The sequence below is a fragment of the Vibrio sp. QJM3NY_39 genome, from assembly GCF_057785895.1.
The window spans coordinates 164899-179616 of the sequence record NZ_CM173505.1 but is presented as its reverse complement, the minus strand read 5'-3'; the positions used below and the strand labels follow the sequence as shown (position 1 = coordinate 179616).

Annotated in this window: 10 protein-coding genes and 3 tRNA genes; 1 reads left to right on the top strand and 12 read right to left on the bottom strand. The window is 45.2% G+C overall.

What is annotated here, in order from left to right; translation table 11 throughout:
* The first annotated feature begins 56 nt into the window (after positions 1–56).
* Complete coding sequence (locus AC3CHU_RS00825; RefSeq protein WP_054548255.1) at positions 57–554, top strand: Rsd/AlgQ family anti-sigma factor; 498 nt, start codon at positions 57–59, stop codon at positions 552–554.
* A 349-nt stretch (positions 555–903) separates the two neighbouring features.
* Here AC3CHU_RS00825 and rpoC read toward each other — a convergent pair whose 3' ends face one another.
* From rpoC to AC3CHU_RS00765, 12 genes are all read right to left on the bottom strand, one after another.
* Entirely contained in the window at positions 904–5106 is a 4203-nt protein-coding gene (gene rpoC, locus AC3CHU_RS00820) for a DNA-directed RNA polymerase subunit beta' (protein ID WP_029222058.1), read from the bottom strand.
* A gap of 90 nt (positions 5107–5196) precedes the next feature.
* Positions 5197–9225, bottom strand: a complete 4029-nt coding sequence (gene rpoB, locus AC3CHU_RS00815; RefSeq protein WP_029222057.1) for a DNA-directed RNA polymerase subunit beta — start codon at positions 9223–9225, stop codon at positions 5197–5199.
* 235 nt (positions 9226–9460) lie between these two features.
* Entirely contained in the window at positions 9461–9826 is a 366-nt protein-coding gene (rplL, locus tag AC3CHU_RS00810; protein ID WP_054548256.1) for a 50S ribosomal protein L7/L12, read from the bottom strand.
* A 57-nt stretch (positions 9827–9883) separates the two neighbouring features.
* Entirely contained in the window at positions 9884–10378 is a 495-nt protein-coding gene (rplJ, locus tag AC3CHU_RS00805; protein ID WP_017077558.1) for a 50S ribosomal protein L10, read from the bottom strand.
* Positions 10379–10621: 243 nt separating this feature from the next.
* A complete protein-coding gene (rplA, locus tag AC3CHU_RS00800) occupies positions 10622–11326 on the bottom strand; it encodes a 50S ribosomal protein L1 (RefSeq protein WP_017077557.1) in 705 nt (234 codons plus the stop codon).
* Between the two features lie 4 nt (positions 11327–11330).
* Entirely contained in the window at positions 11331–11759 is a 429-nt protein-coding gene (gene rplK / locus AC3CHU_RS00795) for a 50S ribosomal protein L11 (protein ID WP_010435555.1), read from the bottom strand.
* A gap of 212 nt (positions 11760–11971) precedes the next feature.
* Positions 11972–12520, bottom strand: coding sequence for a transcription termination/antitermination protein NusG (gene nusG / locus AC3CHU_RS00790; RefSeq protein ID WP_012605006.1), 549 nt, complete (start codon positions 12518–12520; stop codon positions 11972–11974).
* Positions 12521–12533: 13 nt separating this feature from the next.
* Complete coding sequence (gene secE, locus AC3CHU_RS00785; RefSeq protein WP_017073785.1) at positions 12534–12911, bottom strand: preprotein translocase subunit SecE; 378 nt, start codon at positions 12909–12911, stop codon at positions 12534–12536.
* 223 nt (positions 12912–13134) lie between these two features.
* A complete protein-coding gene (tuf, locus tag AC3CHU_RS00780; protein ID WP_012604914.1) occupies positions 13135–14319 on the bottom strand; it encodes an elongation factor Tu in 1185 nt (394 codons plus the stop codon).
* 95 nt (positions 14320–14414) lie between these two features.
* Positions 14415–14490: transfer RNA gene (locus AC3CHU_RS00775), tRNA-Thr, on the bottom strand.
* A gap of 14 nt (positions 14491–14504) precedes the next feature.
* Positions 14505–14579, bottom strand: a tRNA-Gly gene (locus AC3CHU_RS00770).
* A gap of 38 nt (positions 14580–14617) precedes the next feature.
* Positions 14618–14702, bottom strand: a tRNA-Tyr gene (locus AC3CHU_RS00765).
* Positions 14703–14718 lie beyond the last annotated feature (16 nt).

Here is a 14718-nt window from a genome sequence, read left to right as displayed (position 1 = left end):
CGGACCTTGCTTAGGCAATTACCATGATCACAAGGTTGTGATCAGATCATGAGGACATGGTCATGCTAAATAAATTCAAACAAATACAAGAACAATGGGGTGGCTCTAATGAGGTCATCGATCATTGGCTCGAAACTCGACAGTCTCTAATCGTTGAGTATTGTAAGCTTGCCGCTCTACAGCCTTCATCGTCGAAAGCAACGGCAATCACCGAACTGCCTTCTCCAGAAGAACTCCAAAAATTCAGCCAACACCTTGTTGATTACATCTCCGAAGGTCATTTCAAAATCTATGACATGGTGATGGACAAATGGCAGTCTACTGGCTTCAAAGCAACAGACGAAATCAACCAGTCTTATGGTCATATCGTCCTTACCACGGACCCTCTGCTCAACTTCACCGATAAGTACGCCGCCATTGAAGCTAGTGATACATTAGAAAGCTTTGATAGTGAGCTGTCACTTATAGGTGAGATTCTTGAGGCTAGGTTTGCGGTTGAAGACCAGCTGATACAACAAATTGCCGACAGCCTAGCGGTTCCACCAGGAGCTTAATGGCTTAACACCTTCTAAGCTTGCCTCTGTGCAAGCTTTTTGTTTTGTCTGTAGCGTTACCTAACACATCCAACTCTTTTACCAGAGCCTATTGGTTCCTCCCTACTCTGATGTTTTGCGATAACCCGACGTAACACTTCTCACCAGTTTCATCCTCAGCGCCTCCCTGTAAACACGTAAACTACCTTAGAGAAAGTACTATCGACTAAGTCCACCAGCCAAGCAATCGACAAGCAAGCATACCTATCAACTTCGAATCGATAAGCCTCTCGTTAAACACTTATACGCCAGATACAAAAAAGGCACCCGAAGGTGCCTTTTCTTATCTCTTAGAGACTACTCGTAGAGCTTACTCTTCTGAAGAGAAACCAGCGTTTAGAAGTGCTGCTAGATTGTCAGTAGCTTGTTCAGCTGAAGGACCTTCTTGCTCTTCTTCACGTTGCTTTTGACGCTCTTGGTGGTATGCGAAACCAGTACCAGCTGGGATCAGACGACCAACAATTACATTCTCTTTCAGACCGCGAAGGTCATCACGCTTACCAGAAACCGCAGCTTCTGTTAGTACGCGAGTCGTTTCTTGGAACGATGCAGCTGAGATGAATGACTCAGTTGCAAGAGATGCTTTAGTAATACCTAGTAGATCACGTTCGAAACGTACTAGTTCTTTACCTTCAGCTTCTAGCTTACGGTTAGCAATCTTAACATTGTGGTACTCAACTTGTTCGCCAGGTAGGAACGGAGAGTCACCAGAATGAGTGATTGTACACTTACGTAGCATTTGACGAACGATAGTCTCAATGTGCTTATCGTTAATCTTTACGCCTTGTAAGCGGTAAACTTCTTGAACTTCGTTCGCGATGTACTGAGTTACTGCGTGGATACCACGTAGACGCAGGATATCGTGTGGAGTTTCAGGACCGTCGGCGATTACATCACCACGTTCAATCTTCTCACCTTCGAACACGTTCAATTGACGATGCTTAGGAATCATCTCTTCGTAAGCGTCACCGCCTTCACGAGTGATTACTAGACGACGCTTACCTTTCGTTTCTTTACCGAAAGACACAGTACCTGTGTGCTCAGCAAGGATCGCAGGCTCTTTAGGCTTACGAGCTTCGAATAGGTCAGCTACGCGTGGTAGACCACCGGTGATATCTTTGTTTCCGCTCGATTTTTGAGGGATACGAGATAGTGTGTCACCAATGCCAACTTCAGCGCCATCTTCGATGTTTACAATCGCTTTGCCAGGTAGGAAGTAGTGAGCTGGCATATCAGTACCAGGGATCATTACGTCGTTACCTTGCTCATCAACAAGTTTGATAGCTGGACGCATATCTTTACCTGCTGCTGGGCGAGCTGCTGCGTCTGTAACTTCACTTGAAGAAAGACCCGTTAGATCGTCAGTGTTACGAGAAACTGTAATACCATCGATCATATCTACGAATTGGATACGACCTGCCACTTCAGTGATGATTGGCATGGTATGCGCTTCCCAGTTAGCTACAACTTCACCAGCAGTAACTGCTGCGTTGTCGCCTTTGGTTAGCATCGAACCGTAAGGAAGTTTGTGCTTCTCTTTCGTACGGCCGAATTCATCAATAATCGTCATCTCAGATGCACGAGAAGTGATAACCAGTTTCTTATCTTTGTTAATTACGAACTTAGCATTGTGAAGCTTCACAGTACCAGTTGTCTTAGCTTGGATGCTGTTCTCTGCTGCTGCAGTAGATGCCGCACCACCGATGTGGAACGTACGCATCGTTAGCTGTGTACCCGGTTCACCGATAGATTGTGCAGCGATAACACCAACTGCTTCACCTTGGTTCACTAGGTGACCACGTGCTAGGTCACGACCGTAACACTGTGCACAACAACCGAAGTCTGCATCACAGGTAACAACAGAGCGCACTTTCATGCTATCTACTGAGTTGTCTTCCATGATTTGACACCACTTCTCATCAATCAGAGTATTACGTGGAATCAGTACATCTTCAGTACCAGGCTTAAGAACATCTTCAGCAACAACACGACCAAGAGCAAGCTCAGAAAGTGCAACTTTAACGTCACCACCTTCGATGTGAGGCATCATGTCGATACCTTCATGCGTGCCACAGTCATGTTCGTGTACTACAACGTCTTGAGCAACGTCTACTAGACGACGAGTTAGGTAACCCGAGTTTGCTGTTTTCAGTGCTGTATCCGCAAGACCCTTACGAGCACCGTGCGTTGAGATAAAGTACTGAAGGACGTTTAGACCTTCTTTAAAGTTCGCAGTGATCGGCGTTTCGATGATTGAACCATCTGGACGCGCCATCAGACCACGCATACCTGCTAGCTGACGAATCTGAGCAGCAGAACCACGTGCGCCCGAGTCGGCCATCATGTAGATGCTGTTGAACGATTCTTGCTGTTCTTCTTCGCCGTCACGGTTAATAACTGTTTCAGAAGATAGGTTATCCATCATTGCTTTCGCAACGCGGTCATTCGTAGATGCCCAGATATCGATAACTTTGTTGTAACGCTCACCCGCAGTAACAAGACCAGATTGGAATTGCTCTTGGATTTCGCGAACTTCTTCTTCAGCAGATTCAATCTCGTCGTATTTCGCTTGAGGAACAACCATATCGTTGATACCTACAGAAACACCAGAAAGAGCCGCGTATGCGAAACCTGCGTACATAATTTGGTCAGCAAATACTACTGTATCTTTTAGACCAAGCTTACGGTAACACTCGTTAAGAAGAGTAGAAATCTGCTTCTTACCTAACTTTTGGTTAACGATGCTGTACGGAAGGCCTTTAGGAACGATCTGCCATAGCATTGCACGACCTACAGTCGTATCTACTAGGCCAGTATTCGTTGTGCTATTGCCGTCTTCGTCTACTACTGTTTCAGTGATACGTACTTTAACGCGAGCGTGTAGCTCAGCAGTCTTAGTACGGTATGCCTTTTCAGCCTCAGCAGGGCCAGCAAGGTACATACCTTCACCTTTCACGTTGATCTTGTCACGTGTCATGTAGTAAAGACCCAATACAACGTCCTGAGAAGGTACGATGATCGGATCACCTGATGCTGGCGACAGAATATTATTCGTCGACATCATTAGGGTACGAGCTTCAAGCTGTGCTTCTAGAGTTAGAGGCACGTGTACAGCCATTTGGTCACCATCGAAGTCGGCGTTGTATGCCGCACACACTAGTGGGTGAAGCTGAATCGCTTTACCTTCGATTAGTACTGGTTCAAACGCTTGGATACCTAGACGGTGAAGTGTAGGTGCACGGTTAAGCAGTACTGGGTGTTCACGGATAACTTCGTCTAGGATATCCCAAACGATCGCTTCTTCGCGCTCTACCATTTTCTTAGCAGCTTTGATTGTCGTAGCCATGCCACGAGTCTCTAGCTTGCTGTAGATGAACGGCTTAAATAGCTCAAGTGCCATCTTCTTAGGAAGACCACACTGATGTAGACGAAGGTATGGACCTACTGTGATTACAGAACGGCCAGAGTAGTCTACACGTTTACCTAGAAGGTTCTGACGGAAACGACCTTGTTTACCCTTGATCATATCAGCAAGAGATTTCAGAGGACGCTTGTTAGAACCCGTGATCGCACGACCGCGACGACCGTTATCTAGAAGGGCATCAACAGACTCTTGCAACATACGCTTTTCGTTACGTACGATGATGTCTGGAGCCGCTAGCTCTAGAAGACGCTTCAAACGGTTGTTACGGTTGATCACACGACGGTAAAGGTCGTTCAGATCTGAAGTCGCAAAACGACCGCCATCTAGAGGTACTAGAGGACGAAGATCTGGCGGTAGCACTGGAAGTACAGTTAGGATCATCCACTCAGGCTTGTTGCCTGACGAGATGAACGCTTCAACTAGCTTCAAACGCTTAGTAACTTTCTTACGCTTAGTTTCAGAGTTAGTTGTTTCCAACTCTTCGCGCATTTCTTCCACTTCTTGATGAAGGTCCATTGTTGAAAGCAGATCTTTGATCGCTTCAGCACCCATCTTAGCCGTGAATTCGTCACCCCACTCTTCTAGGCGATCCAGATACTCTTCTTCAGTAAGCATCTGAGATTTTTCTAGATCAGTCATACCCGGTTCAGTTACTACGTACATTTCGAAGTAAAGAACACGTTCGATATCACGCAGAGGGATATCCATTAGTAGACCGATACGAGACGGTAATGATTTTAGGAACCAGATGTGAGCAACTGGTGAAGCAAGCTCGATGTGGCCCATACGGTCACGACGAACTTTAGTTTGTGTAACTTCAACGCCACACTTCTCACAGATAACACCACGGTGCTTCAGGCGCTTGTATTTGCCACAAAGACATTCGTAGTCTTTAACTGGACCAAAAATACGTGCACAGAACAGACCATCACGTTCAGGTTTGAACGTACGATAGTTAATTGTTTCTGGCTTTTTAACTTCACCAAAAGACCACGAACGGATCGTGTCTGGTGAAGATAGACCGATTTTGATTGCATCAAATTCTTCGGTCTTATGCTGTGCTTTTAGAAAGTTTAATAAGTCTTTCACGTTCAGCTCCTGTAAGGAGTTAAAGGAGCTCACCGACTAAAGTGAGCCCCCTTTACCAAGTAATCCAATCTTCTTTATAAAAAAGAGGGATTACTCTTCGTCTTCTAGCTCGATGTTGATACCTAGCGAGCGAATCTCTTTCAACAGTACGTTGAACGACTCTGGCATGCCAGGTTCCATGCTATGGTTGCCATCTACGATGTTCTTATACATCTTAGTACGGCCGTTAACGTCATCCGACTTAACTGTTAGCATTTCTTGTAGAGTATATGCAGCACCGTATGCTTCTAGTGCCCATACTTCCATCTCACCGAAACGCTGACCACCGAACTGAGCTTTACCACCAAGTGGTTGCTGAGTTACTAGGCTGTAAGAACCAGTTGAACGAGCATGCATCTTGTCATCAACCAAGTGGTTCAGTTTCAGCATGTACATGTAACCAACAGTTACAGGACGCTCAAACGAATCACCAGTACGACCATCAAACAGTTTAAGCTGACCAGATTCTGGCAGATCACCCAGTTTAAGTAGTTCTTTGATTAGAGACTCAGAAGCACCGTCGAACACAGGAGTAGCAATCGGTAGACCGCCACGTAGGTTCTTAATCAGTGTACGAACTTGATCATCAGACAGTTCAGCAATATCAACTTTCTGACGAGTATCACCAAGATCATAAACCTTCTGCAGGAACTCACGGAACTTATGCAGTTCTTGTTGTTCCTTAACCATTTGGTTGATCTTGTCACCGATACCTTTCGCAGCCAAACCTAAGTGAACTTCTAGGATCTGACCGATGTTCATACGCGATGGTACACCCAGCGGGTTAAGTACGATGTCTACAGGCTGACCTTTCTCATCGTATGGCATGTCTTCAACAGGGTTAATCTTAGAGATTACACCTTTGTTACCGTGACGACCGGCCATCTTATCACCAGGCTGGATACGACGTTTAACCGCTAGGTAAACTTTAACAATCTTAAGAACGCCAGGCGCTAGATCATCACCTTGAGTGATTTTACGACGCTTAGTTTCAAACTTCTTATCGAAGTCTGCTTTTAGCTCATCCCACTGCTCAGCAAGTTGCTCAAGCTGTGTTTGTAGCGCATCGTCTTCTAGAACTTGCTCTAGCCATTGCTTACGACCGATAGTATCAAGCTTAGCTTCAGAGTAACCACCAGACAGAAGTACAGCTTTAACACGGTTAAGAAGACCACCCTCAAGAATTTGGAACTCTTCAGTTAGATCTTTCTTAGCTTCTTTAAGCTGCATCTGTTCGATTTCAAGTGCACGTTTGTCTTTCTCTACGCCATCGCGAGTGAAGACTTGTACATCGATGATAGTACCCGAAACAGAGTTTGGTACACGTAGAGAAGTATCTTTAACATCAGATGCTTTCTCACCGAAGATAGCGCGTAGTAGCTTCTCTTCAGGAGTCAGTTGAGTTTCACCTTTAGGGGTTACTTTACCAACTAGGATGTCGCCACCCTTAACTTCAGCACCAATGTAAACGATACCTGACTCGTCTAGTTTAGACAGAGCAGACTCACCTACGTTTGGAATATCAGCTGTGATCTCTTCAGAACCCAGCTTAGTATCACGAGCCACACAAGATAGTTCTTGAATGTGGATTGTCGTGAAACGGTCTTCTTGAACTACGCGCTCAGATACTAAGATCGAGTCTTCGAAGTTGTAACCGTTCCAAGGCATGAATGCGATACGCATGTTTTGGCCAAGAGCAAGTTCACCAAGGTCAGTTGAAGGACCATCAGCAAGAACATCACCGCGTGCAACTGGTTCACCAGGAAGTACAGTTGGACGTTGGTTAATACATGTGTTTTGGTTCGAACGCGTGTACTTAGTTAGGTTGTAGATATCGATACCAGCTTCGCCAGGTACCAATTCATCTTCGTTAACCTTAACTACGATACGAGAAGCGTCTACAGACTGAACCTGACCACCACGTTTAGCAACCGCTGTAACACCAGAGTCAACTGCGATGTTACGTTCAATACCAGTACCTACTAGAGGCTTATCAGCTCTAAGTGTTGGTACCGCTTGACGTTGCATGTTGGCACCCATCAATGCACGGTTCGCATCATCGTGTTCTAGGAACGGGATAAGCGAAGCAGCGATAGATACTACTTGGTTTGTCGCAACGTCCATGTAGTCAACGTGCTCGCGTGGGTGAAGACCAGATTCACCTTTTTGACGAGCTGTGATTAGCTCATCTGCAAACGTACCTTCTTCTGTAAGAATAGTGTTTGCTTGCGCGATTACGAATTGACCTTCCTGGATTGCAGACAGGTAATCAACTTCTTCTGTTACTACACCATCTACTACACGACGGTACGGAGTTTCTAGGAAACCGTAATCGTTACAACGTGCAAACGCAGATAGCGAGTTAATTAGACCGATATTTGGACCTTCAGGCGTTTCGATCGGACATAGACGACCGTAGTGAGTTACGTGAACGTCACGTACTTCGAAGCCTGCGCGCTCACGAGTAAGACCACCAGGACCTAAAGCAGAGATACGACGTTTGTGCGTAACTTCTGACAATGGGTTGTTTTGGTCCATAAATTGTGAAAGCTGTGAAGAGCCAAAGAATTCTTTAACTGCAGCAGAGATCGGCTTAGCGTTGATAAGATCTTGAGGCATAATTGCATCAAGGTCACCAAGGCTTAGGCGCTCTTTAACGGCACGTTCTACACGAACTAGACCAACACGGAATTGGTTTTCTGCCATTTCACCTACAGAACGGATACGACGGTTGCCAAGGTGGTCGATATCGTCCACTTCACCAATACCGTTACGGATGCCGATCAGTTTCTTCATCACTTCGATGATGTCTGATTCATCCAGAGTACCGCGCTCTTCTTCTTCTTCACGCTCGATAGAGCTGTTGAATTTCATACGGCCTACAGTTGATAGGTCGTAACGATCTTCAGAGAAGAATAGGCTTTCGAACAATGATTCTGCAGCTTCTTTCGTTGGTGGCTCGCCAGGGCGCATCATGCGGTAGATTTCTACCAATGCAGAGATGCGATCTACTGTGCTATCCGCACGTAGAGTGTCTGACATGAATGGACCATGGTCTAGGTCATTCGTGAACAGCACTTCTAGAGTCTTGTGACCTGCTTGAGACAGGTTAGCAAGTGCTTCTAGGCTAATCTCTTGGTTTGCGCCAACGATGATCTCGCCAGTTGCTTCGTTGATGTAATCTTTCGCAGCAATCTTTTCAACGATGTACTCTACTGGTACTTCGATGTGCTCAACGCCATCTTTTTCAAGTTGACGGATATGGCGAGCAGTAACACGACGACCAGTCTCAACGTAAGTTTTACCGTTTGATTCGATGTCGAATGACGCAGTTTCACCACGTAGACGATCAGGAACCAACTCCATAAGTAGAGTTTGGTCTTTAACTTCGAAGTTCACCTTGTCGAAGAACAGATCTAGGATCTCTTCAGTCGATTTACCAAGTGCACGAAGAATAATCGATGCAGGTAGCTTACGACGACGGTCGATACGTACGAATAAGTTATCCTTAGGATCGAACTCAAAGTCTAACCATGAGCCACGGTAAGGAATTACACGTGCGTTATAAAGAACTTTACCTGATGAGTGGGTCTTACCCTTATCACTGTCGAAGAACACGCCTGGGCTTCGGTGCAGCTGGGATACGATAACCCTCTCGGTACCATTAATTACGAAAGTACCATTGTCTGTCATAAGCGGAATTTCGCCCATGTAGACTTCTTGCTCTTTAATGTCTTTTACAGTGCCTGCTGGTGCGTCTCGATCAAAGATAACTAGACGTAGTTTTACGCGTAGTGGCTTTGAGTAAGTTACACCGCGGATTTGACATTCTTTAACGTCAAAAACTGGCTCACCAAGACGGTAGCTAACGTATTGCAGCTCAGAATTGCCGTTGTAGCTCTGAATTGGAAATACAGAACGGAAAGCAGCTTCAAGACCGTATTGACCTTCTGGATCCTGTTCGATGAATTTATCGAAAGAATCAAGCTGGATCGATAACAGGTATGGAATGTCCAAAACTTGTGGACGAGTACCAAAATCCTTACGGATGCGCTTTTTCTCGGTATAAGAGTAAACCATGGGGTTCCTCAGCTCGCTGATAAGTGACCCAAACCACCCAAAACACTCTTCAGAGGGGGCGGTGACAAACAGCTGTTTACTGTAGTTGAACAATCATTTCGAAAAAATGACTGTTTTTTTGCTCGGATTATGACGGTTAAACAGCGGGAAATTCGTCATAGCCCTACAGCGCAAAAAGGCCGGTGGTTAATAAACCACCAGCCAATAGCCTTGCGGCTAGGAAATTAAGTAATAATTACTTGATTTCAACAGAAGCGCCAACTTCTTCTAGCTGTGCTTTAAGAGCTTCAGCTTCAGCTTTGTCAACGCCTTCTTTAAGCGCTGCAGGAGCTGAGTCTACAAGACCTTTAGCTTCTTTAAGACCTAGGCCAGTTGCGCCACGTACAGCTTTGATAACTTGTACTTTGTTAGCGCCAGCAGCAGTAAGGATAACGTCGAATTCAGTTTGCTCAGCAGCAGCTTCAGCAGAAGCACCACCAGCTACAACTGCAGCAGCAGCAGTAACACCGAATTTTTCTTCCATAGCTTCGATAAGCTCAACAACTTGCATTACAGACATTTCTGCAACTGCGTCTAGGATTTGCTCGTTAGTAATAGACATAACAATTCTCTTTTAAGTCAACAATAAGTTTAAATAGCAACCAGTGAAAAGCAAGGCTTATGCCGCAGCTTCTTCTTTTTGGTCGCGAACAGCAGCGATAGTACGAACCAGCTTGCCAGCAGAAGCTTCTTTCATGCACATCATTAGGCGTGCGATAGCTTCGTCGTAAGTTGGTAGTGTCGCTAGTACATCAGCATCAGTAACTGCGCCTTCAAATGCAGCAGCTTTGATCTCGAATGTTTTGTTCTCTTTAGCGAAGTCTTTGAAAAGACGCGCTGCAGCACCAGGGTGCTCGTTAGAGAACGCAAGTAGGCTAGGACCAGTAAATGTGTCTTGTAGACACTCATACTCAGTACCTTCTACTGCACGGCGTGCTAGTGTGTTACGAACAACTCTCATGTAAACACCCGCTTCGCGAGCTTGTTTACGTAGAGAAGTCATCGCGCCAACAGTAACGCCACGAGAGTCAGCTACAACTGCAGAAAGTGCACCACTGGCTGCTTCGTTGACTTCAGCAACAATTGCTTTTTTGTCTTGAAGATTTAAAGCCATTTGGATTAACCTCTGGTTGTGATTACAGCACTCAATATAAAATACATTGAGCGTTTACGATGTTATTCAAAAATGAATAAATTCATTTCAAACGACAACATCGCCTACGTAGGTTTTATTAAGCTTCACCTTAAAAGGTTCAGCGCCTACGGTCTTGGGATAGACAGTTATGAATTGCTTCAAAAACCACCCAACCACAAATATTAGGCGCAGAATTATACACTAAATCTGCGCCAAAGCAAATTAGTTTGCTTGAGTGTCAAGACTAGCTTGATCAACAGTAACACCAGCACCCATCGTAGTAGAGATGCTTACTTTCTTCAGGAAAGTTCCTTTCGCTGAAGAAGGCTTAGCTTTCTTAAGAGCAACTAGAAGTGCTTCTAGGTTTTCTTGAAGCTGGTTAGCTTCGAAAGACGCTTTGCCGATAGTAGTGTGGATGATACCGTTCTTGTCGTTACGGTAACGAACCTGACCAGCTTTAGCGTTCTTAACCGCTTCAGCAACGTTAGGAGTTACAGTACCAACTTTAGGGTTTGGCATTAGACCGCGTGGACCTAGGATTGTACCTAGTTGACCAACAACGCGCATTGCATCAGGAGAAGCAACAACAACGTCAAAGTCCATTACGCCTTTTTTCACTTGCTCAGCAAGATCTTCCATACCAACGATATCTGCGCCAGCTGCTTTAGCTGCTTCTGCGTTTGCACCTTGAGTGAACACAGCAACGCGGATTTCACGGCCAGTACCGTGAGGTAGCACAGTTGCGCCACGTACGTTTTGGTCAGATTTACGAGCATCGATGCCTAGGTTAACAGCAACATCTACAGACTCAACGAATTTAGCAGTCGCTAGTTCTTTAAGAAGAGCAACAGCTTCGTTGATTTCGTATTCTTTAGTTACTTCAACTTTGTCGCGGATTACGCGCATACGCTTAGTAAGTTTTGCCATGATCTTATCCCTCTACCACTAGGCCCATTGAACGAGCAGTACCAGCAATAGAACGCTTCATTGCTTCGATGTCAGCACCAGTCATATCAGCAGCTTTAGTTTCTGCGATTTCCTGAACTTGAGCGTCAGTTACAGTACCAACTTTCTCAGTGTTTGGACGACCTGAACCAGACTTAACGCCAGCAGCTTTCTTAAGAAGAACAGCAGCAGGTGGAGTCTTAGTTACGAACGTGAAAGAACGGTCGTTGTAAACAGTAATAACTACTGGAGTAGGTAGACCTTTCTCAACAGATTCTGTTTTTGCGTTGAACGCTTTACAGAATTCCATGATGTTCACGCCGTGTTGACCTAGAGCAGGACCAACCGGTGGACTTGGGTTTGCCATACCAGCTGCAACTTGCAGTTTGATATAAGCTTCAACTTTCTTAGCCATGATATTTCCTAATTTTTGGGTACATGCGCTAGCCCTAAGGCAAGCTCCCCTTAATTTCAATTAACTCTTTCTTACTTCGATAGAAGCAAAAAGGCGCGAAATTATAATCATAATTCGCGCCTTTAACAACCCTAAAAAGGTGGTTTTTTATACTCTTTTATTTTGAACAACTTATGAAGCATTTATCCACAGCTTGTTCAAAAGTTAGAGTTTTAGTCTAGCTTTTCAACTTGACCAAATTCAAGCTCAACCGGTGTTGCACGACCAAAGATCGATACAGATACCTTAATGCGGCTTTTCTCGTAATCTACTTCTTCAACTGTCCCGTTGAAATCAGCAAACGGACCATCGTTCACACGAACCACTTCACCCGCTTCGAACATTGTCTTAGGACGTGGAGACTCGCTCGCTTTCTCTAGACGGTTCAAGATAGCATCAGCTTCTTTGTCAGTGATTGGTGCAGGACGATCAGAGGTACCACCAATGAAGCCCATAACACGAGGGATACTGCGCACTAAGTGCCATGATTCATCATTCATGATCATTTGCACTAATACGTAGCCAGGGAAGAACTTACGTTCGCTTTTACGGCGTTGACCTGCACGCATTTCCACTACTTCTTCAGTAGGTACTAAAACGTCACCAAAGAACTCTTCCATGTCGTGCATTTTAATATGTTCGCGTAGCGATTGAGATACACGACCTTCATAGCCAGAAAAGGCTTGAACTACATACCAACGTTTTTTTGGAGCTTCACTCATGAATCAGAACCCTCTACACCCCAGTCGCTAGAGAAACTAAACGGACCATAATGCCGTCAATTCCCCAAAGCACTAGAGACATAACAATACATACAGCTAAAACGATCAATGTAGTTTGCATAGTTTCTTGGCGAGTAGGCCAAACAACTTTACGAATCTCCATACGAGATTCTTTTGCAAAATCGATCGCAGCTTTACCTTTAACTGTTGTTGCTGCAACGCCTAGTGCGGCAGCAATCAGCACAACTACACCTGCAGCGCGAATTACAACAGACAATTCACCATACAGGTAATTACCCACAACAGCAGCAGCCAACAGTACAAAAGCGACTACCCACTTCATTGTATCTGCTGCACCTGAGCTATCAGGAGTTTCAGCGTTTGCTTTCATAAAACCAACCTGTGATAAGTCTTAAATATAGACGACAATAACCCCGCTGTTGCAGGGCACATTCCTTTGCGTTGCAAAACAACACATCTAACAGTCATTTTAGTCAAAAAGACCGTTTAATTCTTTGCTAAGAGCTAAAATTGATGCCAAAACATCCAACTCTTTTTTCAGCGAAGAAAAAGGGCATCAAATGATGCCCTTTTTACTAGTGGTTCGTCAAATCTTATGCAAAGATTTTAGCTACAACACCAGCACCAACTGTACGGCCACCTTCGCGGATTGCGAAACGTAGACCTTCGTCCATTGCGATTGGAGCGATTAGCTCAACAGTCATTTGAACGTTGTCACCTGGCATTACCATTTCTACGCCTTCTGGTAGAGTGATATCGCCTGTTACGTCAGTTGTACGGAAGTAGAACTGTGGACGGTAACCCTTGAAGAAAGGAGTGTGACGGCCGCCTTCGTCTTTAGAAAGTACGTATACTTCAGACTCAAACTTAGTATGTGGGTTGATTGAACCTTTAGCAGAAAGTACTTGGCCACGTTCAACGTCATCACGCTTAGTACCACGTAGAAGTGCACCAACGTTCTCACCTGCACGACCTTCGTCAAGCAGTTTACGGAACATTTCAACACCAGTACAAGTAGTAAGAGTAGTTTCTTTGATACCAACGATTTCTACTTCGTCACCTACACGTAGGATACCGCGCTCGATACGACCAGTAACTACAGTACCACGACCTTGGATTGAGAATACATCTTCAATAGGAAGTAGGAACGGTAGATCAACAGCACGCTCTGGAAGTGGAATGTAAGAATCTAGTGCTTCTGCAAGCTCAACAATCTTGTCTTCCCACTGCTTTTCGCCGTTTAGAGCGCCAAGTGCAGAACCTTGAATTACTGGAAGGTCGTCTCCTGGGTACTCGTACTCAGAAAGAAGTTCACGTACTTCCATTTCTACTAGCTCAAGTAGCTCTTCGTCATCAACCATGTCACATTTGTTCATGAATACGATGATGTAAGGGATACCAACTTGACGACCAAGTAGGATGTGCTCACGTGTTTGTGGCATAGGGCCATCTGTAGCAGCAACAACTAGGATACCGCCGTCCATTTGAGCAGCACCAGTGATCATGTTTTTAACATAATCGGCGTGTCCAGGACAGTCTACGTGTGCGTAGTGACGTTCAGGAGTATCGTACTCAACGTGAGAAGTTGCGATTGTGATACCGCGCTCGCGCTCTTCTGGAGCGTTATCGATAGATGCGAAATCTTTAGCAACACCGCCGTACACTTTTGCAAGTGTAGTACAGATAGCAGCAGTTAGAGTTGTTTTACCGTGGTCAACGTGGCCGATAGTACCAACGTTTACGTGCGGTTTCGTACGTTCAAATTTTTCTTTAGACATGGGGTGTCCCTCTAGGTACGGATTAGGTGGCTTAAAATAAGACCACGCAACCAAAAAAAATGGTTTTCTTTATTAAAGGAGAAGAAGCTTTAGACTGGTGCTAATACCCAGAGTCGAACTGGGGGCCTCACCCTTACCAAGGGTGCGCTCTACCGACTGAGCTATATCAGCACACAAAAATGAGTTGGAGCGTGCAGCGGGAATCGAACCCGCATCATCAGCTTGGAAGGCTGAGGTAATAGCCATTATACGATGCACGCAACACGTAACTCTTTTGAGCTATTTAACCTTTAGAATATGGTGGAGGGAGACGGATTCGAACCATCGAAGGCAGTGCCGGCAGATTTACAGTCTGCTCCCTTTGGCCACTCGGGAACCCCTCCAAATTTTGATCTTTCT